The organism is Streptomyces sp. P9(2023), from assembly GCF_032436795.1.
GTDB lineage: Bacteria > Actinomycetota > Actinomycetes > Streptomycetales > Streptomycetaceae > Streptomyces.
In genome coordinates, this window is the sequence record NZ_JAUPWM010000029.1 from 1 (window position 1) to 25,629 (window position 25,629).

General features: G+C 71.5%; 24 protein-coding genes and 3 pseudogenes. 4 read left to right on the plus strand and 23 right to left on the minus strand.

Annotation, left to right across the window (positions count from 1 at the left end; genetic code table 11):
• The 4 genes and pseudogenes from Q5762_RS27620 to ggt form a co-directional block, all read right to left on the minus strand.
• A pseudogene (locus tag Q5762_RS27620) lies at positions 1 to 726 on the minus strand (UL36 very large tegument protein); the annotation flags it as partial.
• Between the two features lie 144 nt (positions 727 to 870).
• The gene (locus Q5762_RS27625; protein ID WP_315894957.1) at positions 871 to 1,251 is read right to left on the minus strand and encodes a PPOX class F420-dependent oxidoreductase; all 381 of its coding nucleotides are present in this window, start codon (positions 1,249 to 1,251) and stop codon (positions 871 to 873) included.
• A gap of 46 nt (positions 1,252 to 1,297) precedes the next feature.
• On the minus strand, positions 1,298 to 1,549 hold the full coding sequence (locus tag Q5762_RS27630; RefSeq protein ID WP_315894958.1) for a helix-turn-helix transcriptional regulator: 252 nt from the start codon (positions 1,547 to 1,549) through the stop codon (positions 1,298 to 1,300).
• Between the two features lie 80 nt (positions 1,550 to 1,629).
• Positions 1,630 to 3,426, minus strand: a complete 1,797-nt coding sequence (ggt, locus tag Q5762_RS27635; protein ID WP_315894959.1) for a gamma-glutamyltransferase — start codon at positions 3,424 to 3,426, stop codon at positions 1,630 to 1,632.
• 104 nt (positions 3,427 to 3,530) lie between these two features.
• Here ggt and Q5762_RS27640 point away from each other — a divergent pair, with 104 nt between their 5' ends.
• Entirely contained in the window at positions 3,531 to 4,262 is a 732-nt protein-coding gene (locus Q5762_RS27640) for a hypothetical protein (protein WP_315894960.1), read from the plus strand.
• Here Q5762_RS27640 and Q5762_RS27645 read toward each other — a convergent pair.
• The gene (locus Q5762_RS27645) at positions 4,213 to 5,469 is read right to left on the minus strand and encodes a cytochrome P450 (protein ID WP_315894961.1); all 1,257 of its coding nucleotides are present in this window, start codon (positions 5,467 to 5,469) and stop codon (positions 4,213 to 4,215) included. The genes Q5762_RS27640 and Q5762_RS27645 overlap by 50 nt on opposite strands.
• A 180-nt stretch (positions 5,470 to 5,649) precedes the next feature.
• Between Q5762_RS27645 and Q5762_RS27650 the strand changes: the two genes are divergently transcribed.
• Both Q5762_RS27650 and Q5762_RS27655 read left to right on the plus strand, forming a co-directional pair.
• Positions 5,650 to 6,825 (plus strand): Ig-like domain-containing protein, encoded by a 1,176-nt coding sequence (locus tag Q5762_RS27650; protein WP_315894962.1) that lies wholly within the window; start codon positions 5,650 to 5,652, stop codon positions 6,823 to 6,825.
• A gap of 124 nt (positions 6,826 to 6,949) precedes the next feature.
• The gene (locus Q5762_RS27655) at positions 6,950 to 8,503 is read left to right on the plus strand and encodes an alpha/beta fold hydrolase (RefSeq protein WP_315894963.1); all 1,554 of its coding nucleotides are present in this window, start codon (positions 6,950 to 6,952) and stop codon (positions 8,501 to 8,503) included.
• A gap of 52 nt (positions 8,504 to 8,555) precedes the next feature.
• Here Q5762_RS27655 and Q5762_RS27660 read toward each other — a convergent pair.
• The 14 genes and pseudogenes from Q5762_RS27660 to Q5762_RS27725 all read right to left on the minus strand — a co-directional run bounded on the left by Q5762_RS27660 (position 8,556) and on the right by Q5762_RS27725 (position 20,717).
• Positions 8,556 to 9,276: pseudogene (locus tag Q5762_RS27660) on the minus strand (ABC transporter permease subunit).
• Entirely contained in the window at positions 9,273 to 9,917 is a 645-nt protein-coding gene (locus Q5762_RS27665) for an amino acid ABC transporter permease (protein WP_315894964.1), read from the minus strand. The pseudogene Q5762_RS27660 and the gene Q5762_RS27665 overlap by 4 nt, the downstream one beginning before the upstream one ends.
• A 16-nt stretch (positions 9,918 to 9,933) precedes the next feature.
• Positions 9,934 to 10,815 (minus strand): glutamate ABC transporter substrate-binding protein, encoded by an 882-nt coding sequence (locus tag Q5762_RS27670; RefSeq protein ID WP_315895023.1) that lies wholly within the window; start codon positions 10,813 to 10,815, stop codon positions 9,934 to 9,936.
• Between the two features lie 53 nt (positions 10,816 to 10,868).
• A pseudogene (locus Q5762_RS27675) lies at positions 10,869 to 11,637 on the minus strand (amino acid ABC transporter ATP-binding protein).
• Positions 11,638 to 11,797: 160 nt separating this feature from the next.
• Positions 11,798 to 12,235, minus strand: coding sequence for a DUF6278 family protein (locus Q5762_RS27680; protein ID WP_315894965.1), 438 nt, complete (start codon positions 12,233 to 12,235; stop codon positions 11,798 to 11,800).
• Between the two features lie 92 nt (positions 12,236 to 12,327).
• Entirely contained in the window at positions 12,328 to 13,107 is a 780-nt protein-coding gene (locus tag Q5762_RS27685; protein WP_315894966.1) for an exodeoxyribonuclease III, read from the minus strand.
• 55 nt (positions 13,108 to 13,162) lie between these two features.
• A complete protein-coding gene (locus Q5762_RS27690; protein ID WP_315894967.1) occupies positions 13,163 to 13,795 on the minus strand; it encodes an MBL fold metallo-hydrolase in 633 nt (210 codons plus the stop codon).
• A 34-nt stretch (positions 13,796 to 13,829) separates the two neighbouring features.
• Entirely contained in the window at positions 13,830 to 15,098 is a 1,269-nt protein-coding gene (locus Q5762_RS27695; protein ID WP_315894968.1) for an alpha/beta fold hydrolase, read from the minus strand.
• Positions 15,099 to 15,220: 122 nt separating this feature from the next.
• Positions 15,221 to 15,796 (minus strand): hypothetical protein, encoded by a 576-nt coding sequence (locus Q5762_RS27700; protein ID WP_315894969.1) that lies wholly within the window; start codon positions 15,794 to 15,796, stop codon positions 15,221 to 15,223.
• Entirely contained in the window at positions 15,793 to 16,977 is a 1,185-nt protein-coding gene (locus Q5762_RS27705) for an ROK family glucokinase (protein ID WP_315894970.1), read from the minus strand. The genes Q5762_RS27700 and Q5762_RS27705 overlap by 4 nt, the downstream gene beginning before the upstream one ends.
• Positions 16,978 to 17,032: 55 nt before the next feature.
• Positions 17,033 to 17,842, minus strand: coding sequence for an ATP-binding cassette domain-containing protein (locus tag Q5762_RS27710; RefSeq protein WP_315894971.1), 810 nt, complete (start codon positions 17,840 to 17,842; stop codon positions 17,033 to 17,035).
• A complete protein-coding gene (locus Q5762_RS27715) occupies positions 17,839 to 18,894 on the minus strand; it encodes an ABC transporter permease (RefSeq protein WP_315894972.1) in 1,056 nt (351 codons plus the stop codon). The genes Q5762_RS27710 and Q5762_RS27715 overlap by 4 nt, the downstream gene beginning before the upstream one ends.
• Positions 18,891 to 19,910: a sugar ABC transporter substrate-binding protein gene (locus Q5762_RS27720; RefSeq protein ID WP_315894973.1), complete on the minus strand. Its 1,020-nt coding sequence runs from the start codon at positions 19,908 to 19,910 to the stop codon at positions 18,891 to 18,893. The genes Q5762_RS27715 and Q5762_RS27720 overlap by 4 nt, the downstream gene beginning before the upstream one ends.
• 87 nt (positions 19,911 to 19,997) lie before the next feature.
• Positions 19,998 to 20,717 carry a GntR family transcriptional regulator gene (locus tag Q5762_RS27725; RefSeq protein WP_315895024.1) on the minus strand — a complete coding sequence of 240 codons (720 nt, stop codon included), beginning with the start codon at positions 20,715 to 20,717 and terminating at the stop codon, positions 19,998 to 20,000.
• Between the two features lie 164 nt (positions 20,718 to 20,881).
• Here Q5762_RS27725 and Q5762_RS27730 point away from each other — a divergent pair, with 164 nt between their 5' ends.
• Complete coding sequence (locus Q5762_RS27730; RefSeq protein WP_315894974.1) at positions 20,882 to 21,886, plus strand: Gfo/Idh/MocA family oxidoreductase; 1,005 nt, start codon at positions 20,882 to 20,884, stop codon at positions 21,884 to 21,886.
• A 53-nt stretch (positions 21,887 to 21,939) separates the two neighbouring features.
• Here Q5762_RS27730 and Q5762_RS27735 read toward each other — a convergent pair whose 3' ends face one another.
• The 4 genes from Q5762_RS27735 to Q5762_RS27750 form a co-directional block, all read right to left on the minus strand.
• A complete protein-coding gene (locus tag Q5762_RS27735) occupies positions 21,940 to 22,368 on the minus strand; it encodes a PaaI family thioesterase (RefSeq protein ID WP_315894975.1) in 429 nt (142 codons plus the stop codon).
• A gap of 4 nt (positions 22,369 to 22,372) precedes the next feature.
• On the minus strand, positions 22,373 to 23,551 hold the full coding sequence (locus Q5762_RS27740; RefSeq protein ID WP_315894976.1) for a cytochrome P450: 1,179 nt from the start codon (positions 23,549 to 23,551) through the stop codon (positions 22,373 to 22,375).
• Between the two features lie 79 nt (positions 23,552 to 23,630).
• A complete protein-coding gene (locus tag Q5762_RS27745; RefSeq protein WP_315894977.1) occupies positions 23,631 to 24,299 on the minus strand; it encodes a response regulator transcription factor in 669 nt (222 codons plus the stop codon).
• The gene (locus Q5762_RS27750; RefSeq protein ID WP_315894978.1) at positions 24,296 to 25,516 is read right to left on the minus strand and encodes a histidine kinase; all 1,221 of its coding nucleotides are present in this window, start codon (positions 25,514 to 25,516) and stop codon (positions 24,296 to 24,298) included. The genes Q5762_RS27745 and Q5762_RS27750 overlap by 4 nt, the downstream gene beginning before the upstream one ends.
• Positions 25,517 to 25,629 lie beyond the last annotated feature (113 nt).

Sequence of the window (25,629 nt, forward strand, 5' to 3'; positions counted from 1 at the left end):
ACGCGCCGGACCCTCGCCCCAGACCAGCGGGGCCGGTACGGGGTTTGGCGCGGGCGTACGCGCCGGACCCTCGCCCCAGACCAGCGGGGCCGGTACGGGGTTTGGCGCGGGCGTACGCGCCGGACCCTCGCCCCGGACCAGCGGGGTCGGTACGGGGTTTGGCGTGGGCGTACGCAGCAGGCCCCCGTCCCGCCCCAGTGGGGCGGGTGCGGGTCCACGCGCCACTCCGCCGTCCCGTGCCAGCGCCGTCAGGCGGGTCGTGAGTTCCGCGATGCGGGATGTCGCGCGGGCGTGGTCGTCGGCGGTCCAGGCCAGTTCGTCGGCGGTCCGGCCGGCGTCCGGGGTGCCGGCGGTCACCCGGAGGCGGGCGCCGAGCTCCTCGGCGCGGGCCGAGGCGTGATGGCGCTCGCGCTCCGCCGCCGCCAGCCGCGCCCGCAGCGCATCCGCCCCGCCCGGCCGCCGGTCGTGGGCGGCGGCCGCCGCGCCGTGCAGGGCCCTGGCCCGGGCCGCCTCGGGGCCGCCGGGTGGCTCGCCCAGGTCCTGGAGCAGTGACTCGACGACGTCCCAGGGCGGGATCTCCGTACCCTCGAAGCAGGCCCGCAGGCCGTCGGGGTCACGGCTCGCGAAGACCCCGTACCAGCCCTCGCCCGGCACGAGCCGCGCCGCCACAGCACCGAGATGGTGCGCGAACGCACCAACCTCCGCCGGGAGTTGATACACCGTCATATCGCCCGCACCACCCGCGCACTCGACTGGAACCCTCCGGTCCACAGGTATTCGACCGCAGTCGTGTTACGGGACGGCTACAGGCTGTTTTCACCCGGCACCCACCCACGCGGCGAACGGGGGGAACGCGGGGCGGGCATCGGGTCAGAATGTGACCGCTATCCCCGTGTGCGGCCGCTTGCCGAGCCGGGCCACCATCGCCGGCCAGTCGACGAGCCAGAACTGCCACGAGTACTTGCGCGAGAGCAGCTTCCGTACCCGCCGGAGCTCCTCGCCCTCCAGCAGCCGGCCGACGCCCTCCAGGCGTACCGCGTCCTCCGACACGTTCCCGCGCACGTCGCAGACCGCCACCACGGTGCGCGGGTCGTTCCGCAGCCGCTTGACCTTCCAGGAGTCCGTACGCGTCCAGGCATAGAGCTCGTCGCCCTCCACGGCGTACCAGACCGGCGTGGCGACGCCGGTGCCGTTCCGGCGGAAGGTGGTCAGACTGACGTAGCGGCCGCGCCGCAACTCCTCGGGAATCATGCGCCCGAGGGTACGCACACGCGCCCCATGCTCCGAAGCGACGTCGTCAGACGGGCACCAGCGCGCACTGGACGACGATCTCGTCCATCGACAGACCGAGGACGCCCGCCAGCGCCGCGACGGTGAAGAACGCGGGCGTCGGGGCCCGCCCGGTCTCGATCTTGCGGAGGGTCTCGGACGACAGTCCGGCCGCCGCCGCGATCTCGACCATCGAGCGGCCGCCGCGCGCCTCACGGAGCAGACGACCGAGCCGCTCGCCGCGTTCGCGCTCTTCGGGGGTCAGGGGTGTGCGCACCATGTCGCCATTATAGTACCGGTATAGTAATGGGGACGGTGGAAATCGCGACACCCCCGGACCTCACCGTCCGGCCGGACTCCTCACCGCCCCGCCGGACGCACCACCATCGCCGACCCTCCCCCCCGCCGCACGGTCTCGGCCGCCGCGACCCAGCGGCCGTCCGGCAGGCGCTGGACGCCGGTCGCCGCGCCGATCTCCGGGTTCTGCCGGAAGCCGTGGCCGATGGCTTCCAGCTCCCCCCTCAACGGGCTGCTCCACAGGCCCGGTTCCAGCTCCGTCGTCGTCTGGTTGCGCTGGCTCGCCCGGGGCGCGGCGATGGCGTCGACGAGCGGCAGGTCCCGGTCCACGACGCCGGTCAGCGTCTGGAGCACGGTGGTGATGATGGTCGCCCCGCCCGGGGAGCCGAGCGCCAGCACCGGACGCCCGTGCCCGTCGAGCACGATCGTCGGGGACATCGAGGAGCGGGGCCGCTTCCCGGGGCCGGGGAGGTTCGGGTCGTGCACGGCCGGGTTCGCCGGGGCGAAGGAGAAGTCGGTCAGCTCGTTGTTCAGCAGGAAGCCGCGGCCCGGGACGGTGATCCCGCTGCCGCCCGTCGACTCGATGGTCAGCGTGTACGCGACGACGTTGCCCCACCGGTCCGCGACCGTGAGGTGCGTGGTGTTCTCGCCCTCGTACGTGGTCGGCGCGGCCGTCCCGCCGCTCGCGCAGGCCGCCGGGTCGCGCGGGTCGCCCGGCGCGAGCGGGCTGGTCAGGACGGCGTCGTCGCGGATCAGGCACTCCCGGGAGTCGGCGTACCGCTGCGAGAGCAGCTCCCGGGTCGGCACGTCCTCGAAGGCCGGGTCGCCGACCCAGCGGCCCCGGTCGGCGAACGCGATCCGGCTGGCCTCGATGAAGCGGTGCAGATAGGCGGCGCGCGAGGCGCTGGAGAGGTCGGTGCGCTCCAGGATGTTGAGCGCTTCGCCGACGCTCGTACCACCGGAGGAGGAGGGGGCCATGCCGTAGACGTCGAGGCCCCGGTAGGAGACCTTCGTGGGCCGGCGCCGTTCCGTCTCGTACGCGGCGAGGTCCCGCTCCGTCAGATCGCCGGAACGGACCACGCGGGTGACCCCGTCCCGTACCGGGGGCTTACGGACCGTGTTGACGATGTCCCGGGCCAGCGGGCCCCGGTAGAGCGCGCCGACGCCGTCCCGGCCGAGCTTGTCGTACGTACGCGCCAGATCGGGGTTCTTGAACGTCGAGCCCACGACCGGGAGTTGGCCACCCGGCAGGAAGAGCTCGGAGGAGGCGGGGAAGTCCCGGAAGCGGGCCTCGTTGGAGGCGGTCTGCGCGCGGAAGGTGGCGTCGACCGTGAAACCGTCGCGGGCGAGCCGCTCCGCCGGTTCCAGGAGGGTACGCAGCGGTTTGCTGCCCCAGGCGTCGAGCGCGGCCTTCCAGGTCGCCGGGGTGCCGGGCGTGCCGACGCCCCGGCCGCTGGTCATGCCCTCCTCGAACGGGATGGGCGCGCCGTTCTCCACGAAGAGGTTCGCGTCCGCCGAGGCGGGCGCGGTCTCCCGGCCGTCGATGGTACGGACGGTGCGGGTCCGGGCGTCGTAGTGGACGAGGTAGCCGCCTCCGCCGATGCCCGCCGAGTACGGCTCGGTGACGCCGAGCGCGGCGGCCACGGCGACCGCAGCGTCGACCGCGTTGCCGCCCTGCCGGAGCACCTCGATGCCGGCGGCGGAGGCGTCGGCGTCGACACTGGCCACGGCGCCGCCGTATCCGACGGCGACGGGTTCCTTCACGGGCTTCGGGCTCGTGGGTGGCGCCGCCGCGCCCACCGAGAGCACCGTCACGGCGACGGCGAGCAGAGAGACCTTCCGAGCGGTGGAGCGTCGCACTTGTACCTCCAGTCAACGGCCGTCCGCGCAGCGTAACTTCCGTCCCGCCTTCGCGTCAGGACCGCCTCGAACAACGGTGCGTCGTGCCGCTAACATGCGCGCCCATGAACGAAGACCTGCGTAACGTCGTGCTGGGCGTCCTGGCGACCGGGGTCAGCGCCTCGCTGGGCTGGCTGACCCGGACGTATCTCTCGCGCCGCAAGCTCCGCCGCAAGCAGGCGTTCTTCGGACTGCGCGACGGCTCCGAGTGCCTGCTCGTGGTGAACCGCAAGGCGGGCAGCGAGGGTTCGGTGCACCGGGTCGACGTGTCCGCGTTGCTGGAACTCTCCGCGCTGATCAAGGACTGCGGAGCTCTCCCCCAGATAGTCCAGCACGACGCGATCCGGCAGGGGCTCGGCGACCGTACGGAGTTCTGCGTCGGCGGACCGTCGTCCAACCGCCGGATGGCCGCGCACCTCTCGTCCCTGCTGCCGGGCCTCACGATGAGCATCGAGCCGGAACCGGGCGAGAACCGCGGCCTGGTCACGGTCGGCGGCGAGGTGTACCGCGCGGAGTGGGGGGTCACCGAGTACGTGGCCCTCGCCCGGCTCACCGGGGGCGACGGCGGGCGGCCGGTCTTCCTCTTCTGCGGCCAGTCCGCGATCACCAACCAGGCCGCGACCCGCTATCTGGCCCGGCACCACGAGAAGTTGGCGCGGAAGTACGACTCCAGCCCGTTCGTCCTCCTTCTCAAGGTCGTCAACTCGGATGCGTACGGCCCCGATGTCGTGGAGCTGGTCGCCGATGTCACGTCGGCGGCGCGGACCGCGCCCGCACCCGAACCGGCAGCGTCTTGACGCCGTTGATGAAGTTGGAGACGAGCCGCCGGGGCGGGTCGGCGAGTTCCAGATCCCGGAACGTGTGACGCACCTCCTCGTGCAGGACGCGTAGTTGGAGCCTCGCGAAGTGTGCGCCGAGGCAGACGTGCGGGCCCTCCCCGAAGGCGACGTGCGGGTTGGGGATGCGGTCCAGGTCGAGGCGGTGGGGGTCGGCGAAGACGCGTTCGTCGTGGTTGGCGGAGGCGTGGAAGACGACGACCTTGTCCCCGGCGGCGATACGGGTTCCGGCGAGCTCGGTGTCGCGGGTGGCGGTCCGCCGGAACGAGAGCACGGGCGGGTGGACGCGCAGGAGTTCCTCCACCGCCCGGTCCATGGCGACCGCGCCGCTCCAGAGCCGTCGCCGTTCGCCCGGGTGCTCGGCGAGGGCGAGCAGTCCGCCGGGGGCGGCGCTGCGGACGGTGTCGTTGCCCGCGACGGTCAGCAGGAAGAAGAACATCTCCAGTTCGGCGGGGCGGAGTTCGGAGTCGGCCAGGGTGGTCATGATGTCGTCGGCGGGGTTCTTCCGCTTGTACGCGGCGAGTTCCCGGGCGTACGCGAACATCTCGGCGAGCATCGCGGGTGACCGGGGGTTGACCGGCCGGCCCCGGTCGTCGAGTACGGGCGGCTCGTCGGGGTCCTGGTAGGCGATGACCCGCTCGGTCCAGCCGAGCAGCAGGCCCCGGTCGCTCGCGGGCACCCCGAGCAGGTCGGTCAGGTTGAGCAGCGCGTAGTCGTCGGTGACGGCGCGGACGAGGTCGACCTCGGGGCCGGCCTCCACGGCGGCCGTGAGCAGCTCGCGGGCCCGCGACCGGGCGGTCTCCGTGAACCGCTCGATCCGCCCGGGTGTGAAGGCGCGACTGACCAGCCGGCGCAGCCGGACGTGGTGCGGATGGTCCTGATTGAGCATCATCCGCCGGATGAACGGCAGGTCGGCGGGGTCGGGGTCGCGGATCTGGGTGGCGCCGAGGTACGAGGAGTAGGCGGCGGGCTCCTTGAGCACCCGTACGACATCGGCGTGGCGCGTCACGGCCCAGAACCCGGGACCGGCGGGCCAGCCCAGGACTTCGCGCTCCTCCTGGCGGGCGACGGGCCAGTGGTCGCGGAGCGTGCGGTAGGCCTCGTGGGGGATGCCGTCGGCGTAGATGCGCGGGTCGAAGACGTCGGGGACGTCGCTGCTCTTCTCCACGGCGCCCAGCCTGGTACCCCGCCCGCCGGATTTCCAGCAGGTCCGGAATTCCAGCAGGCCCGGAGTCCGGTATCGCCTATCTCACATCCGACATCACCGGAAAAGTTCGGATTATCGCAACCTTCCCCGCCCCGGCGCCCTCTTCCCTCGGCAAGAGAGATCACTACGGAGGTTGCCCCTGTGAACCGCACCCGCCCGCGCGCCCTGCTCACCGCCACCGCCGGGGTCCTCGCCGTCGCCGCGCTCAGCTCGTGCTCCGGGGGCGCGGCCGCCGCCGGTGGCGACGGCGGCCCGAAGGAGGTGCCGCCGATGCGGATATCCGTGAACCTCACCGGCGAGAGCGCGAAGGCCGGCGAGCCGGTCACGGTGACGCTCGCCGACGGGAGCCTGCGCGAGGTCACGGTGACCGACTCCAAGGGCGCGCGGCTCGACGGGAAGGTCTCCGGGGACGGCAGGAAGTGGACGTCCACGCGGAAGGCCACGCCCGGGACCGCGTACGCCGTCGAGGCGCGGGACACCACCGGGGGCAGCGCGAAGGCCTCTTTCACCACCGCGGCCCCCGACAAGGTCAACAAGCTGACGCTGGCTCCGGGGAAGAACACCAAGGTCGGCATCGCCCAGCCGCTGTCGATCGTGTTCGACCACCCGGTGAAGAACAAGGCCGAGGTCGAGAAGCACCTCAAGGTCACGACCTCGAACAACACCGAGGGCTCCTGGGGCTGGATGCAGGACTGGTCGGGCAAGGACCGGGTCGACTGGCGGCCGAAGGCGTACTGGACCTCCGGTACGAAGGTCACGCTGGACGCCACGCTGAGCGGTATCGACTCCGGCGTCGCGGGCGGCTGGTTCGTCCGCGACTACACCACCAGTTTCTCGATCGGGAAGAACCAGCTGGTCAAGGTGGATCTCGACAACCACCGGCTGACGCTGCTGCGCGACGGACAGACGGTGAAGTCGGTGCCCATGTCGGCCGGCACGCCCGGGGGCGAGAAGGCGTCCTGGCGCGGAAAGACGGTGCTCATGTCCAAGGAGGGCACCATCAACATGCGTTCCGAGACCGTCGGCCTCGGTGACGCCTACGACAAGATGGTCGACTACTCGATGCGGCTGACCTGGTCGGGCATGTACGCGCACGCGGCGCCCTGGAACGCGGCGTACTTCGGCAGCGCCAACAAGAGCTCCGGCTGCATCGGGATGAGCGACGCCGACGCGGGGAGTGTGTACGACCAGGTGCAGGTCGGCGACCCGTTCGAGATCACCGGCTCGGACGCCAAGGGGACGCAGGCGCTGAACAACGGGTACGGCGAGTGGAACCTCTCGTGGACCGAGTGGCAGGCCAAGAGCGCCCTGCGCTGATCTCCCGTTCAACAATCGTTACCCTGGCGTAACTTACTGAACAGTTACCTCCGGTAAGCCCGACAGGTTACCGTCGGGTCACTTTTGCACTGTCCCCACCAGTGACACGAGCAAGGAGTGACCCGTGCGTGCACCTCTCGCCCTCGCCGTCTCGGCCGCCCTGGTGGCCGGGACGGCCCTCGGGCTCGCCCCCGCCGCCCACGCCGAGCAGTCCGGCCCGTCCGTCCGCTACGTCGACATCGCCGGCGACGGCGGCACCGTCCTCAAGGCCAATGTCGTCACCCCGGCCGGTGCCGACGCCTCGGCCCGCTACCCCGTGATCGTGCTCCCCACCAGCTGGGCCATGCCCCAGATCGAGTACCTGGTCCAGGCCCGGAAGCTCGCCGACTCCGGTTACGTCGTGGTGAGTTACAACTCGCGCGGCTTCTGGCAGTCCGGCGGCGAGATCGAGACCGCGGGTCCGAAGGACGTCGCCGACGCGTCCAAGGTCGTCGACTGGGCCCTCGCCCACACCCCCGCCGACCCGGCCAAGGTCGGTATGGCCGGGGTGAGTTACGGCGCCGGGATCAGCCTGCTCGCCGCCGCGCACGACAAGCGGATCAAGGCTGTCGCGGCGCTGAGCGGCTGGGCGGACCTCATCGAGTCCATCTACAGCGGACGCACCCAGCACCGCCAGGCCGCCGGGCTGCTCGGCGGCGCGGGGTATCTCACGGGCCGCCCGGGCCCTGAACTCCAGGGAATCCTGGGCGACTTCCTCTCCTCGAACCTCGCCAAGGAGGGCGAGATGATCGAGTGGGGCAAGAAGCGGTCCCCGGCCACCTACCTGGACCGGATCAACGCCAACGGCACCGCGATCATGCTCGGCAACGCCTGGGGCGACACCATATTCCCGCCCAACCAGTACGCCTCCTTCTACGAGAAGCTCCAGGGCCCCAAGCGGCTGGAGTTCCGCCCCGGCGACCACGCCACCGCCGAGGCGACCGGCCTGTTCGGGCTGCCCAACGACACCTGGACCAGCGCCCAACGCTGGTTCGACCACTACCTCAAGGGCGTCGACAACGGCGTGGACCGCGAGCAGCCCGTCCAGCTCAAGTCCCGGTCGACCGGCGGCTACGAGGGCTACCCGGACTGGAAGTCGGTCGGCGCGAACGAGCGGAAGATCGCGCTCGGCGGCTCGCAGCGGATCTGGGCGAACATCGACTCCGGCGCCAACGGCGGTGTCGTGCTGCTCTCCAACCTGCTCGACCAGCTGGTCAAGGCCCCACCCGTCGCCTCGATCCCGCTCCTCCCCCGCTCCTTCGCCGGCGTGTGGCAGTCCGAGCGGTACGCCACACCCCAACAGGTGCGTGGTACCGCGAAGTTGCACACCACGGTCACCTCCACCAAGGAGAGCGGCACCCTCGTCGCGTACCTCTACGACGTGGGCCCGCTCGGCCTCGGCAAGCTGGTCAGCAACGCCCCGTACACCTTCCGCGGCAAGACTCCCGGCACCCCGTTCACCGTCGACCTGGAGCTCTTCTCCACGGCCTACGACGTGCCCGCGGGCCACCGTCTCGCCCTGGTCGTCGACACCGTCGACCCGCTCTACATCGAGCACAACCCGACCGGCGCGCAGCTGACCTTCTCCTCCCCGGCGGCCGACACCTCGTACCTGTCGGTCCCGCTGCGGGCGGAGTGATCACCGGCTGCTGCCGGGCGGGCGTGGCTCCCCGCGAGCTACTGCGCGGCCGCTACGGCCCCGTGGGGGGACCCCCACCCGGCAGCAGCGTCCCTGGTTCGGCCGGTGCGACGTCCACGGCCTGTGTCTTGGGACTGCGCTTCTCCCTCCTGGCCACCCAGGTCGCGAACCAGGAGAGGAGGACGCACATCCCGATGCAGATCGGCGAGATGACCATGACGACGGGGATGAACGGCAGATCGTAGTCGAGGTTCGACGCGATCAGCTTTCCCGCGTGCAGGAACTCCTCGTACGTGATGAGGAATCCGAGCGAGGTGTCCTTCAGCGCCACCACCAACTGGCTGATGATGGCCGGCAGCATCGCGCGCAGCGCCTGCGGCGCCAGGACGAAGGTCATCACCTGGGTCTTGCGCATCCCGAGCGCGTACGCCGCCTCCCCCTGGCCCCGGCCGACGGAGTTGATCCCGGTACGGAACACCTCGGCGAGCACCGAGCCTTCCGACCGCGAGGACGGCGCCGAGCGCGAGCGAGAGCACCGAGGCGTACGCGAAGGCCTTGAGGGTGTTCCCGAGGCCCCGGAGCAACAGCTTCTGGATGCCGACGTATTCGAAGGGCGACCACTTGGTGGCGGTGAACTGGCCGGTGTCGAAGAGGAGAGAGAGGATCCAGTCGGCCAGGGCGAGGATCACGACGGTGGAGGCGACACCGTAGAGCAGATGGCGCTTGCGGGTCTGGGGTCCGGGAATGTCGTAGAGGGCGGTGGACTCGGTCATCGGGCGACTCCCCAGCGCTTCTCCAGGACGTTGAAGAGGGCGCTGATGGTGAGGGTGATGATGAGATATCCGACGGCGATCCAGACGAAGGTCCAGATGATGTCGTAGCCGAGTTCGCTCAACGTCTTGTAGGTGCCGAGGAGTTCGGTGACGCTGAACGCCCCGGCGATGGCGGAGTTCTTGGCGAGCGCGATCAGGGTGGAGCCGATGGGCGGGATGACGGAGCGGAACGCCTGTGGCAGGAAGACCGCGTTGAGGGTCTGACTGAACGTCATGCCGAGGCTTCGGGAGGCCTCTCCCTGGCCGCGCGGCACGGTGTTGATCCCGGATCGCAGCACCTCGCAGATGAAGGCCAAGGTGTAGCAACCGAGCGCGAGGACGGCGAACAGCTTGAAGGGGAGCACGAGTCCGAAGCGCGGCAGGCCCAGCATCACGGCGAAGAAGAGCAGCGTGAGCGGGGTGTTGCGCAGGATGGTGACCCAGACCGCGCCGAAGACCCGGAAGGAGCCGGCCGGCGCGGACCGGAAGGCGGCCATCACGAAGCCGAGGACGAGGGCCAGGGCGGAGGCGTAGACGGTGATCTCGACGGTGCCGAGGAGGCCTTCGGCGTAGAGGGAGAAGTTCTCCGTCAGGACGTCCATGTCGGGCGCTCCCTCCTCAGCTCGCCGGGTAGCGGTCGATGGGCGGCGGCTGCGGGGCGGGCACCCCGGAGAGGCCGAGGGTCACGTCATAGGCCTTCCTCCAGTCGCCGTTCCTCTCGTGGACGGCGAGGGCGTCGTCGAGGGCGAACCGCAGGGCGTTGTCGCTGCGCGGGACGCCGATGCCGTAGGGCTCCTGGGAGAACGGCGTGCCGAGGACCTCGAGTTCGTCGGGGACCTTGGCCGCGTAGCCCAGGAGGATCGAGTCGTCGGTGGTGACCGCGTCGACCTGGAACGTGAGCAGGTTGTCGACGCAGACGGAGTACGTGTCGTAGGCGACCAGCTCCGCCTTGGGGTACTCCTTCTCGATCCGCTGGTACGGGGTTGACCCGGCGGCCGAGCAGACGCGTTTGCCGTCGAGGTCCTGGGGGCCGTGGATGTCGTTCTCGTCGGTGCGGACGAGCAGCGACTGACCGGCCATGTAGTACGGGCCGGCGAAGCCGACGAGCTTCTTGCGGTTGTCGTTGATGGTGTGGGTGCCGACGTAGTAGTCGATCTGGCCGTTCTGCAGGGCGGTTTCGCGGTTGGCCGAGGCGATGGTCCGGAAGCTGATCGAGGCCGGGTCGAAGCCGAGGGAGGCGGAGAGCATCTTGGCGATCTCGATGTCGAAGCCGGAGTACCGGCCGGTGGCCGGGTCCTTCTCGCCCATGTAGGGCTGGTCCTCCTTGGCTCCGACGACGAGGTGGCCGCGCTTCTTCGCCCGCTCCCAGGTGGGCGAGTCGGGCAGTTGGAACGCCGACTGGACCTGATGGACGGGGAGTTCGTCGGGCTGCGGGCCCTTGACCGGTGGGCTGCCCTCCTTGCCGCAGGCAACCAGGGCGATCGACGAGACGACGGGCAGCGCGAGGGCGGTGAGATGACGGCGCGTACGGTGCGTGTGGTGTACGCCCCCGCTCAGTGGTTGAGGATCTTGGACAGGAAGTCCTTGGCGCGTTCGCTGCGCGGGCTGGTGAAGAACTCCTCGGGTGTGCGGTCCTCGACGATGCGGCCGTCGGCCATGAAGACGACCCGGTTGGCGGCGGAGCGGGCGAAGCCCATCTCGTGGGTGACGACGACCATGCTCATGCCCTCGCGGGCGAGTTGCTGCATGACCTCCAGGACCTCGTTGATCATCTCGGGGTCGAGGGCGGAGGTCGGCTCGTCGAGGAGCAGCGCCTTGGGGTCCATGGCGAGGGCGCGGCGCGACGCTCCCCCTACCTTCGGTGGGGGGGACCCCCAGCTGCTGACCGCCGGAGAGCTGCCCGGGGTACTTGTCGGCGTGTGCGGCGAGGCCGACCCGGTCGAGGAGCTCCCGCGAACGCCGGTCGGCCTCCTCCTTCCCGCGCCTGCGGACCTTGATCTGCGCGAGCGCGACGTCGGCGAGGACGGTCTTGTGCGCGAAGAGGTTGAAGGACTGGAAGACCATCCCTACCTCGGCCCGCAGCTTGGCCAGCGCCTTGCCCTCCTCCGGGAGGGGCTGTCCGTCGATGATGATCTCGCCCGACTCGACGGCCTCCAGCCTGTTCATGGCCCGGCAGAGGGTCGACTTGCCCGAGCCCGAGGGCCCGATGACGACGACCACCTCCCCGCGGCCGACGGTGAGGCTGATGCCCTGAAGGACGTGCAACGTGCCGTAGTGCTTGTTGACGTCACGCAGCTCGATCAACGGATCGACGACCGCCATACGCTCCCCTGCCCCCTTCGCAGCTGTGTCGAGGTCAGCGCAAACTATCCGTCCCGAAAAGGGACTTCACGCTCGACACGCATGAAACCGGCATAAGCCGTATTTACTGCAAAAGGGTGTCTCGGTACGCGCCGGATGCGGGGGTGCGGGGGCTCGGGGCTCAGAACTCGGCGGCCTCGCCGTACACCTGGGAGAGCTCGGGCGATCCGGTCATGGCCCAGTCGAGCCCGGCCTCGACCACGTTGATCTCGCGGCCCGAGGCCAGCCGCACGACCGGCTGACCACCGGGCCACACCTGCCAGCTCGCGCCCGGCACGTTCCGCACGATGACGGTGCCGAGATAGAGGCCCGCGTCGTTGCCGATCCAGGGCAGCTCCTCGGGGTCGTCGCGCCAGCGCGGCGGGAGCTGGTCGAGGGCGGCGAGCGAGCGGGGGCTGTCGTCCAGCGTCACCCCGCGGTCCTGGACTCTGGCGCGCAGCAGCTCGCACTCGGCGAGCAGTTCACCCACCCCTTCCGGGTCGCGGTCGAAGGCATCCGCGAGGGGAGAATGATCGGTCTCGTGCCGCTTGCGCCAATTGCCCAGGAACGGGATGTTCATCCGAACAGCGTCGCATTTCACCCTCCCGTGGCACCACCCGGCGCGCGGAGATCGTTCGGGCGCCGGGCTTTCCGCCGAGGCGGGTGGGACGCCTAGACGTCCAGGTCGACGACGACCGGGGCGTGGTCGGACGCGCCCTTCCCCTTGCGCTCCTCGCGGTCGACGTAGCTGTCCTTGACCGCGTCGGCGAACGGCTTGTTGCCGTACACCAGGTCGATGCGCATGCCCCGGTTCTTCGGGAAGCAGAGCTGGCGGTAGTCCCAGTACGTGAAGGGGTGGTCGTACTTGAGCGGGCGCGGGACGACGTCCACGAGGCCCGTCTCGCGCAGGCCGGCCAGCGCGGCCCGCTCCGGCTCGGTGACGTGCGTCTGGCCCTCGAAGACGGCCCGGTCCCAGACGTCGTCGTCGGTGGGCGCGATGTTGTAGTCACCCAGGACGGCGAAGGGCCGGGCCGCCGCCGCGTCCTCGGCGACGGCCGCCTGGAGCGCCTCCAGCCAGCGGAGCTTGTACGCGTAGTGGTCGTGGGCGACCTCGCGGCCGTTCGGCACGTACACCGACCAGACGCGGACCGGGCCGCAGGTCGCGGAGATGGCGCGGGGCTCCTGCACGCCTTCGTAGTCCGGCCCGCCGGGCAGTCCGGTGACCACGTCCTCCAGGCCGACCTTGGAGACCAGCGCCACGCCGTTCCACCGGCCGGTTGCGTTGACGACCGACTCGTATCCCAGCTCGCGCAGCTCCTCGGCGGGGAACTGCTCGGCGGTGCACTTGGTCTCCTGGATGCACAGCACGTCCGTGCCGGTGCTCTCCAGCCAGGCCAGGAGTCGGGGCAGGCGGGCGGTGATCGAATTGACGTTCCAGGTCGCGATGCGCATGAGCGCAAGCCTAACGGCGGGGTGTGACAGTCACCGTCCGCGCGGCCCGGCGCGGTCAGACCTCCGTGGAGTCGCCGGGGGTCAGCCGGCCGTGGTCCGTGCCGCCGAGCGCGCCGATCTGCCGGTCGTAGATGGGCCGGGCGAGGTCGGTGAGCAGGGCGTCGTGGATGTCGATGGCCCGGCGCGGCCTGACCTCGCGTACGTACTCGATGACCTCGGAAATCTTGTTCCAGGGGGCCATCACCGGCAGCATCAGGGTGTCCACCGGGTGGTCGGGAACGGTCAGCGCGTCGCCCGGGTGGAAGACCGCGCCGTCCACCAGGAAGCCGATGTTGGTGACCCGGGGGATGTCCGGGTGGATCACCGCGTGCAGCTCGCCGTGGACCTGGACGTCGAAGCCGGCCGCGGTGAAGGTGTCGCCGTGGCCGACGGTGTGGACGCGGCCCGGGAAGGCGGCCGAGAGCTGGTCCGCGACGCTCCGCAGGGTCCAGACCTCGGCCGCCGGATTGGACTCCAGGCCGGCGCGCAGCCGGTCCTCGTCGAAGTGGTCGGGGTGCTCGTGGGTGACGAGGAGGGCGTCGGCGCCGACGGACGCGTCCTCCTCGGTGAAGCCGCCCGGGTCGATGACGAGCGTCCGCCCGTCCTTCTGCAGGCGGACGCAGGCGTGCGACTTCTTCGTCAGCTTCACGGGACTCCCTCAGAACGGGCCGGTCCCGGTCAGCCTACGCCTGGGGCGTGGTCTCCTCCTTGATCGCCCGGCCCACCACGCGCAAGGCGCTCTCGGCGGCCGGCAGCCCGCAGTAGACGGCGGTCTGCAGCACGACCTCGCGGAGTTCGTCGGGCGTCAGCCCGTTGCGCAGGGCGGCCCGGGTGTGGTCGGCGAGCGCGTCCAGGTGACCGCCGGCGATCAGGGCGGTGAGGGTGACGCAGCTGCGGGTGCGGCGGTCCAGCCCCTCCCGGCCCCACACCTCGCCCCAGGCGTACCGGGTGACGAGGGCCTGGAGGTCGGCGCCGAACTCGTCGGTCCCGGCCTGCTCCACGTGGGCGTCGCCGAGGATCTCGCGGCGGAGCTTGTCGCCCTGCTCGTACGGGTCCGGGCGCAGCGGCCCTGCCGTCTCGGCGGCCGGTTCGGCGGGCGCGATCTCGGCGACCGGCACGACGGAGGCGGAGACGGGCGGCATGGGCGGCGCGGGCAGCGTGGCCTGGGTGTCGTGGACGATCCCGGCGAAGTGGTCCGTGAGCAGCTCGGTGACGGCGGCCGGCTGCTCGACGGGGGCGAGGTGGGAGGCGCCGGGGACGACGGCGAGCCGGGCGTCGGCGATCCCGGCGACCAGGGTGCGGGCCTCCGCGGGCCCGGTGACCTGGTCGTCGGAGCCGACGAGGACGAGGGCGGGGACGCCGATCCGGCCGAGGGCCTCGCGGACGTCGAAGACGGCGAGCGCCTCGCAGGCGCCGATGTAGCAGCCGGGGTCGGTGGTGCGGACCATCTGCACGGCCCACTCGACGATCGCGGGCTGCGCGCCGCAGAAGGCGGGGGTGAACCACTGCTCGGGTGCCGTACGGGCCATGGGTTCGAGGCCGTTGGTGCGGACGATCACCCCGCGCTGGCGGAACTCGTCGGCGCTGCCGAACCGAGGGGAGGCGGCTATCAGCGCCAGCGAGGCGACCCGGTGGGGTGCCCGCAGCGCGAGGTCGAGACCGACCGCGCCGCCGATGGAGCAGCCCGCGTAGCCGAAGCGCTGGATGCCCAGCTCGTCGAGGGTGGCGAGCAGCCGGTCGCCGAGCTCGGCGACGGAGGTGAAGGGTCGGGCGGGTGCCCCGCCGTGGCCGGGCAGGTCGAATCGGACGACGCGCCACTGGCGGGTGAGCTCGGGTATCTGCCGGTCCCACATGTGCATGGTCGTGCCCAGCGAGGGGCCCAGCACCAGAACCGGGGCGTCTTCTCTCCCGTCGAGGCGGTATTGCAGGGTGTTCGTCGGTGTCTCACTCACGCCCTGCACGCTCTCACACCGCCCTCTTCCGCGGGCGCCCGGGTCTGCGACCCCCTGTCACCGCTCGGCGGTCTGCGGGAGGGAGACGCCGGTCCGCTCTTCGTCGGTCAAGGGGGCGTCGGTCAGGGGGTCGTCGAGGAGACCACGTACACCGTGGGGGCCGCCGGGTCCGTGAGGTCGACGGTGATGTCCGCCGTGGGGCGCGGCTTGGCGCGGGTGACGGTGGTGGAGGACCAGACGTGGTCCGCCGGGAAGTCCCAGCCGACGATCTCGGCGTCGCGGTGGCTGACGGCGACCTCGTCGGGGGTCAACCGGGAGCGGCTGGAGCCGACATCGTTCAGGAAGGCGTCGAGCCGTCCGGCGCTCGTCGTGAACCGGACGTACAGCCGGCTGGTCTTCCAGTTGCTGGTCTCGTAGTAGGCCACGTCCGAGGCGCCCGGGGGGATCGGGATCTCGTAGATACGGCGCTTCATCAGCGAGGGCCAGTTGTCGACCAGACCCGTCGCCGAGGACTCGCGCTCCTTGTCACGGCCGCTGTCGCGGCTCTGCCCGGCGGAGATCATCAGGTACCCGGCGGGGATGCCGACGAGCAGCACGATGATGATCGCCGTCAGCCAGCGGCGGCGGATCATGTGGCGCCGGTCCTCCGGCAGCTTCGCGCCCTGCTCGGGAGAGGTGGTCGGGGAGGGGACGGTCATGAAGGCGGGTCCTGGGTGGTACGGGTGGACGGGCGGTCGTCGGTGGCGGTGCCGCCCCGGAGGACCTGGGCGTACCGCTCGTAGCGCTCGTAGCGTTCGAGACGGCGGCGGTTGGCACGGCGGAAGCGGCGGGCGACGAGCCGGGCGAGGTCGGCGGCGCCGACCATACCGGCCTCCGGGCCGAGCTGTGCCTTGGCGATCCTGGCCTCGGGGCGGTAGCCACGGCCGGTGAGATGGCGCCGGAAGGCGTCCCTGGCCGGGCCGATCAGCAGGTCGTCGGCGGCGCTGACGCCCCCGCCGATGACGAAGCAGGAGGGGTCGAGGGCGGCGGCGAGGTTGGCGATGCCGACGCCGAGCCACTGCCCGATGTCCTGGAGGAGCTCGACGCACATGGCGTCGCCCTCCCGCGCCAGCTCCGTGATCAGCGGGCCGGTGATGTCCGGGACGTGGCCCTTGACCCGCTCGATGATGTTGTACGCGACCGGGGAGTCGGCCACGGCCAGTTCCCTGGCCTCGCGGACCAGCGCGTTGCCGGAGCTGTACTGCTCCCAGCAGCCGCGGTTGCCGCAGGGGCAGCGGTGGCCGCCGGGGACGACCTGCATATGACCGAACTCGCCGGCCACCCCGTACTTGCCGCGCTTGACCCGCCCGTCCTCCAGGATCGCGCCGCCGATGCCCGTACCGAGCGTGATCATGACGAGGTGGTCCTCGCCGCGGCCGGCGCCGAAGCGCCACTCGGCCCAGGCGGCGGTGTTGGCGTCGTTGTCGACCATGACCGGGACGGCGAGCCGGGACTGGAGGGCGTCGCGCAGCGGCTCGTTGCGCCAGGCGAGGTGCGGGGCGAAGAGGACGGTGGCGCGCTCGGCGTCGACCCAGCCGGCGGCGCCGATGCCGACGGCGTGCACGTCGTGCCGGTCGGAGAGGTCCAGGACCAGCTCGGTGATGGTGTCTTCGACGACCTTGGCGCTCTTGGACTTGTCCGGCGTCTCGGTCTTGATCTTCTCCAGGATGGTGCCGTCCGCGTCGACGACACCCGCCATCACCTTCGTACCGCCGATGTCGATGCCGACGGTGGGCACCCGGGGCGCGGTCAGGTGGGAGCGTCGCTCCCGGGTCCCGACGGTCCGCAGCACCGTGGCCCGGGCGGATCCCCGGTTGGTGAGGTCGCGGTAGGTACTCATCGGCTCGATTCTGCCAGGTGCGGTGTCGGACGGCCGTTACGACGGAGTGGAGCGGCTACGAAGGATTCGGGCGTTCCAGTTCGTGGCGGAGGTCCTCCAGCTCGCTGCCGCCCGCCATCTGCCGGGTCAACTCGTCCAGGGTGACCGAGTCCTTGGTGTGGCTGGCCGCCATGACGCCGCGCTTGAGCAGCACGAAACGGTCGCCGACGAGATAGGCGTGATGCGGGTTGTGCGTGATGAGGACCACGCCGAGGCCCTGGTCACGGGCGGCGGCCACATACTTCAGGACCACCCCGGACTGCTTGACGCCGAGGGCGGCGGTCGGCTCGTCCAGGACCAGCACCTTGGCGCCGAAGTGGACCGCCCGGGCGATGGCCACGCACTGGCGCTCGCCGCCCGAGAGGGTGCCGATGGGCTGATCGACGTCGCGCAGGTCGATGCCCATCCGCAGCAGCTCGGTACGGGTCGTCTCGCGCATCAGCTCGACGTCGAGGCGCTTGAAGGGGCCCGAACCCTTGGTGGGCTCGGAGCCGAGGAAGAAGTTCCGCCAGACCGGCATCAGCGGGACGACGGCCAGGTCCTGGTAGACGGTGGCGATGCCGCGGCCCAGTGCCTCGCGCGGATTGGCCAGGGAGACGTCCTCGCCCTCGATCCGGAAGGTGCCTGCGTCGTGCCGGTGCAGCCCCGCGACGATCTTGATGAGGGTGGACTTGCCGGCGCCGTTGTCGCCGAGGACACAGGTGATCTCGCCCGCGTGGACCTCCAGGGAGACCCCTTCGAGGGCGCGGATGTTGCCGTAGAACTTGCTGACGTCGTCCAGCTCCACGAGGGGCGCGGCGCCCTGGGCCGGGGTCTCGGTGGTCATTTCGTGGCCTCCACGCGCCTGCGGATCCAGGCGTTCAGCAGCGTCGCGAGCAGGAGCATCGCCCCCAGGAAGAACTTGAACCAGTCCGGGTTCCACTCCGCGTACACGATGCCCTTGCTGGTCATCCCGAAGATGAACGCGCCGACCGCCGAGCCGATGGCGGAGCCGTAGCCGCCGGTGATCAGGCAGCCGCCGATGACGGCCGCGATGATGTAGATCAGCTCGTTCCCGACGCCTTCGCCCGACTGGACGACGTCGAAGGAGAAGAGCAGGTGCTGGCCGGAGATCCAGGCGCAGAAGGCCACGCCCATGTAGAGGCCGATCTTGGTCCGGTAGACCGGGACGCCGACCGCGCGGGCCGCGTCGGCGCCGCCGCCGACGGCGAAGATCCAGTTGCCGAAGCGGGTGCGCAGCAGGATCCAGGTGGCGAGCGCGACCAGGCCGATCCACCACAGGATGGTGACCTTGAGGTCGACGCCTCCGATGGTCAGCTGCGAGGCGAACAGCTTCTTCGCCGAGGGGAAGCCCTCCATGTCGGCGATCGACTTCGTGGACACCGTGCCGCTGATCAGCTTGGTGAAGCCGAGGTTCAGACCGGTCAGCATCAGGAAGGTGCCGAGGGTGATGATGAAGCTCGGCAGCTTGGTGCGGGTGAGCATGAAGCCGTTGAAGACGCCGATGGCGAGGGTGACCAGCAGCGAGACACCGACGCCGACCCAGACGTTCGCGGTCATCTGGTAGCTGAACATCGAGGAGATCAGCGCCGAGGTCGTGACCATCACACCGGCCGACAGGTCGAACTCGCCGCCGATCATCAGGAGCGCGACCGGCACCGCCATGATCCCGATGGTGGAGGCCGCGTAGAGGACCGTGCCCAGGCTGGCGGCGCGCAGGAAGCTGTCCGCCACGATCGCGAAGAAGACGAAGACCGCGGCCGCGCCGACGACCGAGCCGAGCTCGGGCCGGGCCAGCAGCTTCTTCAGCGGCGAGGTGCGCAGCAGCCGCTCGTCCACGTGGTCGAGACCGTTCCCCGTGGGCGCGCTCGCGCTCATCGGGTGCCCCGCTCCGCGTAGCCCTTCAGCGCGGCGGCGTCGTCCTTGGTGATGATCTGCGGCCCGGTGAGGACCGGCTTGCCGCCGCCGAGGACATCGGCGTTGTACTTGTACAGCCAGAGCAGGTCGACGGCCTCGTAGCCCTGGAGGTAGGGCTGCTGGTCCACGGCGAAGCCGAGGGTGCCCGCGGCGAGCGCGGTGGCGACCTTGGCGTTCAGGTCGAAGGTGTCGATCTCGGCCCGCGAGCCCGCGTTCTCCTTCGCCTGGACGGCGGCGTCCGCGAAGGGCGCGCCGAGGGTGACCACGGAGTCGATCTCGGGGTCCGACTGGAGCTTGGCCTCGATGGAGGCCTGGACGTCGGGCATGTTGGTGCCGTCGACGTACAGGTTCGCCATCTCGCCGTCGAAGGTCTTCTTCGCTCCGGCGCAGCGCTGCTCGTGGCCGACGTTGCCCTGCTCGTGCAGGACGCACAGGGCCTTCTTCTTCCCGCGCGTGTCCAGCTCGTCGCCGACGGCCTCGCCCGCGACGGTCTCGTCCTGACCGATGTGGGTGAGCGCCCCGAAGGCCTTGGACTGCTCGGAGCCGGAGTTCACGGTGATCACCGGGATGCCGGCCTTGACCGCCTTGTCGACGGCCGCCTTCATCGCGTCGGGCTTGGCGAGCGTGACGATGAGTCCGTCGACGCCCTTCGCGATGTACGAGTCGATCAGCTGCGCCTGCTGCTGCGCCTCGTCGCTGTGGGCGTAGAGGAAGTTGATGTTGTCCTTGACGGCGGCCTGCTCGGCGCCGTTCTGGACGATGTCCCAGAAGGTGTCGCCGTCGCCCGAGTGGGTCACCATCGCGAAGGTCCACCGGGGGGTGTTCACGGCCGCCTTCCCCTGGGCCGCGGCCGCCTTGCGGGCGTCCTCCGCGCGCTTCCCGCCGGTGCTGCTGCACCCCGCGAGTGCGGCGGTGAGCGCCACCGCGAGCACGGCGCCGACTGCGGCCCGTACCCCTCCTGTCCGAAGCCTGGTCACGAGGCCGTGCCCTCCTTTATGTCCTTCTGCGTGCATTGCAGTATCGGTCATGGGGGTCGCTCGGTCGTCAGTGGGTCATACGTACGACTACGGACGGACCAGCAGCTGGAACTCGAAGGCGTAGCGCGAGGCCCGGTAGAGATGGGATCCGTACTCGACGGCCCGGCCGGTGTCGTCGAAGGTGGTGCGTTCCATCGTGAGCAGCGGCGCCCCCTCCTTCTCGGCGAGCAGCTCGGCCTCCGCGGCCGTGGCGGCGCGGGCGCCGACCGTCTGGCGGGCGCTGTGCAGAGTGATACCGGCACCGCGCATGAGGCGGTAGAGGCCGGTGGTCTCCAATCGCCCGGGGTTCAGGTCGAGCAGCCCGGCCGGGAGGTGGTTGCGCAGGTACGCCATGGGCTCGTCGTGCGCGGTCCGCAGCCGCTCCACGTACCGCACCTCGCTGCCCTCCGGTACGCCGAGGGCGGCCGCGACCGGGCCGGCGGCGGGTTCGACGCGGTCGACGAGGACCCGGGTGGCGGGTCGCTGGCCGGCCGCCTCCAGGTCGTCGTAGAGGCTGCTCAGCTCCAGCGGGCGACGGACCTGGCTGTGCACGACCTGGGTGCCGACGCCGCGCCGGCGGACCAGGAGGCCCTTGTCGACCAGGGACTGGATGGCCTGCCGGACGGTGGGCCGGGACAGGCCGAGCCGGGTGGCGAGGTCGATCTCGTTGCCGAGCAGGCTGCCGGGGGCCAGGGCGCCGTTCTCGATGGCCGCCTCCAGCTGCCGGGCGAGCTGGTAGTAGAGCGGCACCGGGCTGGTTCGGTCCACGGAGAGGGGCTGCGGCTCGGTGGGGAGGGGTGGCGGCTCGGCGGACGGCGGCGGCTTGGACACGGACGGGAGCGTAGCCCGAGGAGATGATGACAGGAAGTGGTGAAGTCCGATTGTCCTGACAAATCCTTGACACGGTCCCGGTCCGGCACCACCTTGGGGCCATGCGTATCGGACTGATCGGAACGGGTCGTATCGGTGCCTTCCACGCGGGCGCGCTCGCCCGCCACCCGGAGGTGGAGGCGCTGGTCGTGGCGGACGCGGACGCCGACCGGGCGGCGCGGGTCGGCGGGGCGCTCCGCGCGGAGGTGGCGCCGACCGTCGACGCCCTCCTGGAGCACCACGCCCTCGACGCCGTCGTCATCGCCTCCGCCACCGCCGCCCACGCCGAGCTGATCGCCCGCGTGGCGGGCGCGGGGCTCCCGGCCTTCTGCGAGAAGCCCATCGCCCTGGACGTGCCGGGCACGCTCGGCGCGCTGCGGGCCGTCGAGGCCGCGGGTACGGAGCTCCAGCTCGGGTTCATGCGCCGCTTCGACGCCGGGTACGTGGCGGCCCGCGAGGCGGTGCGGTCCGGGCGGCTCGGCCGGCTGCACACCGTACGGGCGGCGACCTCGGACCCGGCCCCGCCGCCCGCCGCGTACCTGCCGCTCTCGGGTGGCCTGTTCCGGGACTGCCTGGTGCACGACGTCGACATACTGCGCTGGGTGACCGGGCGCGAGGTCGTCCAGGTGTACGCCACCGGCTCGGACGCGGGCCCCGCGATGTTCCGGGAGGCCGACGATGTGGACACGGCGGCGGCGGTGCTCACGCTGGACGACGGCACGCTGGCGACGGCCACGGCCACCCGGTGCAACGGCGCCGGGTACGACGTACGGATGGAGCTGGCGGGCGAGCGGGACCAGATCGCCGTCGGTCTGGACGACCGGACCCCGCTCACCTCGGTGGAGCCGTCGGGGCCCGCGGCCCCGGTCAAGCCGTGGACGGGCTTCCTGGAACGGTTCGCTCCGGCGTACGAGGCCGAACTGGACGCGTTCGTACGGCTGGTGCGCGGCGAGGCGGCGAACCCCTGCGACGGGCGGGAGGCCCTGGAGGCGCTCCGGATCGCCGAGGCGTGCGAGCTCTCGCGGCGCGAGGGCCGCCCGGTCCGCCTGGACGAGATCCCGTCGTAGGCGGGGTGACCGGGCGGCCGGGCGGACCTGGCACGGCGTCGTACGCGGGACCCTCAGCCCGTCGCCGCGAGCACCGTCCCCTGCGCGACCGCGCACAGGGTCTCCGCGCCCTCACCGTCCACGGTCAGCAGGTCGCACCGGACGACCGCCTGCCGGCGCCCGGCGTGGACGACCGAGGCGCGGGCGCGCAGGGTGACGCCGACGGCCGGGCGGACGTACTGGATGGAGAAGCCTGCCGTCAGGACGGCCGGGCCCAGGGCGGCGCCGGCCGCGAAGGTCAGCGCGTTGTCGGCGGCGTACGAGAGCACACCGCCGTGGGCGAAGCCGTTCTGCTGGTGGAGCTCCTCACGGAGGTCGACCTCCAGGGTGGCGCCGCTGTCGCCGAAGGCGGTGATCCGGGCGCCGAGGAGCCGGCTGAACGGCTGGGCGTCCAGGACCTTCTGCGCCTGGCCGAGGTCGAAGTCCGGGGTGGGTGCGGTCATCGGGTCACCACCTGACGGGAAGGCGGCGCACGCCGCGGATGAGCAGGCCGGGCATCCACTCCCAGGGAGCGGCGCCGGGGTCGAGTTCCAGCCGCGGGAAACGCTCCAGGAGTGTCCGGATCGCGATGGTGCCCTCAAGCCGGGCGAGCGGCGCCCCGAGACAGTAGTGGAGGCCGTGCCCGAAGGCGAGATGCCCGCGCGGTTCGCGGCGGATGTCGAAACGGTCCGGTTCGGGGAAGCGCCTCGGGTCGCGGTCGGCGCCCGCGAGGGAGACGAAGACCGGCGCCAGGGCGGGGATCTCGGTGCCCCCGACGGTGGTCGACTCCTTGGCGATCCGGAAGGTGCTGGTCTCCACCGGACCGTCGTAGCGCAGTCCTTCCTCGACGGCCCCGTCGAGGAGTCCGAAGTCGGCCCGCAGGTCGGCGAGTTGGTCCGGGTGGGCGAAGAGCGCCCGCATGGTGTTGGAGATCAGGTTGACGGTGGTCTCGTGCCCGGCGATGAGCAACAGGTAGGCCATAGCCCGCAGTTCGGGCAGGGAGAGCCGGTCGCCGTCCTCGGCGCGGGTGGCGATCAGCGCGGACAGCAGGTCGTCCGAGGGCCCCGCGGCCCGCTTGTCCTCGATGAGCGCGTCGAGGTAGGCGCCGAAGCCCTCGACGACCTCCCGCTCGGGTGTTCCACCGGTCGGTGCGACCAGCTCGTTCGACCAGACGTGGAAGGAGTCCCGGTCGGCCGCCGGGACTCCGAGCAGCTCGCAGATGACGGTGATGGGCAGCGGGAAGGCGAAGGCGTCCACGAGGTCGGCGCGGCCGGACGGCGCCATCGCGTCGGCGAGTTCGTCGGCGAGCTCCTGGACACGGGGGCGCAGGGCCTCCACCCGGCGGGCGGTGAACTCCCGGGCGACGAGCTTGCGCAGCCGGGTGTGGTCCGGTGGGTCGACGGCGAGCAGGTTGGGGCCGATGACCTCTTCGTCGACGGGGACGAAGCCGATCACGGACGGCGACTTGACCAGCCGGGGGTCGGTGAGTGCGGCCCGCCCCTCCTCGTGGCCGACGACGAGCCAGAACTCCCAGCCGTCGGGCATCCGGACGTGGTGGACGGGACCGCTCTCGCGGAGCTCGGCGTAGTAGGGATACGGGTTCGCGGTGAAGTCCGCGCCGTACTCCCCCAGATCGATGACGGACATCGCACCAGCCTAGGGGGTGTCTTGCCGATCAGGCCGTCGCGAGCCCGGCATGATCGGCAAGACACCCCCTGGATCGCGGCTATCCGCCGTCCTCGTCCAGGAGGCCCGCGTCGTGGACGAGCAGCGCGATCTGGACACGGTTGTTGAGGCCGAGTTTGGCCAGAATCCGCGAGACGTGGGTCTTGACTGTCGGCACGCTCAGATACAGGGCGGCGGCGATCTCGGCGTTGGACTGACCCCGTCCGACGGCGACCGCGACCTCGCGTTCCCGCTCGGCGAGTTGGGCGAGGCGGTCGCCGGCGGTGCCGCGCCGCGGCTGCTCCTGGTGGCCGGCGACATGCGTCATCAGCTGGCGGGTGACAGCCGGGGAGAGTACGGGGTCGCCGGACGCGACCCGGCGTACGGAGGCCACGATCTCGGCGGGCGGGGTGTCCTTGAGGACGAAACCGGCCGCGCCGGCCCGCAGGGCGCGCAGCACCTGTTCGTCGGCGTGGAAGGTGGTGAGGACGACGACCTGGGGCGCGTCGGGGCGGGCGCGCAGCCGTTCGGTGGCGGTGAGGCCGTCGACGTACGGCATCCGGATGTCCATCAGGACCACGTCGGGGGCGAGCCGGTCGACGAGGTCGGGGACGTCCCGGCCGTCGGTCCCCTCGCCGACGATCTCGATGTCGTCGGCGCCGCCGAGCATCAGGGTGAGTCCCGCGCGGACCAGGGGGTCGTCGTCGACGATGAGCAGCCGGATGGTCATGAGGGCCACGGTAGCCAGGCGTGGAGGGCGAAGCCGCCGTCGGGGGCCGGTCCGTGGTCGAGGCGCCCGCCGGCGAGGGTGGCCCGCTCGGTGAGCCCGATGAGGCCCTGGCCGGAGCCGGGGACGTGCGGGACCTCGCCGGTGGGGGCGGGGTTGCGGATGTCGACGGTCAGTCCGTCGCCGGGGCGGCCGCGCACGGTGACGGTGACCTCGGTGCCCGGGGCGTGCTTACGCGCGTTGGTGAGGCCCTCCTGCGCGATCCGGTAGACGGTGCGCCCGGTGGCGGCGGGGACGGCGGCCGGGTCGTCGACGGTGGTGTCGAGGACGACCTTGGCCCCGGCGGCCCGGGACTCGGCGACGAGTTCGTCGAGGGTGGCCAGGGTGGGCTGGGGGCGGTCGCCCTCGCCGCCCTCGCCGGGCGCGCGCAGGACCCCGATGATCTCGCGGAGGTCCTGGAGCGCCTCGTGAGCACTGTCCCGGATCACACCTGCCGCTCGGGCGACCTGCTCGGGCGGGGCGTCGGGGCGGAACTCCAGGGCGCCTGCGTGCACGCTGAGCAGGGTGAGGCGGTGGGCGAGGACGTCGTGCATCTCGCGGGCGATGGCCTCCCGGGCGAGCCGCTGGGCCTGCTCGGCGCGGAGTTCGGCCTCGGCCTCGGCGCGCCGGGCCCGTTCGCGCAGCGCCTCGACGAGCTGGCGCCGGGAGCGTACGAGCATCCCCCAGGCGGTCATCAGCAGGATCAGGATCAGGCCGATGGCGATCCCGAGCGGCGCTCCGGTGGAGGGGTCGGGCCGTACGAAGACCTGGGCGACGGAGCAGACGGCGGCCAGCGCGCCGATCCAGACGATCTCGCGGAAGGGCTTGCGGACGGCGACGCTGAACAGGCTCACCAGGAAGGCGCCGCCGGCGACCGGCGCGACGACGCTCAGGAGGGAGAGCACGACGGCGAGGCCGACGGGCCAGCGGCGGCGGAGCCAGAGGGCGCAGCAGGCGGCCGCGCCGACGAGCTGGTCCGCGAAGGCGACGGTCTCGCTGTTGTACTGGTCGACGGCCTCGGCGGCCAGGAGGCCGACGAAGACGGCGCAGAGGAAGAGCGAGGTGTCGACGACCCAGTCCCGTACGGTCCGCCGCGGCCTGCGACGCCCGGAGGCGCCGGTGGCGGCGGGGTCGGCCAAGGCCGAGGGCAGCAGCCAGGCGTAGGGGTCGGGACGTGTCATACCCACCAAAGTACGCACGTCAGGGGCGTGGAGCCGGTCCGGAGCCGCCGGAAGCGACCAAAGTCGCGCGGGAGGCGACTTCGGTAGCACCCGGTCTGGCCTGGTGGCCGACG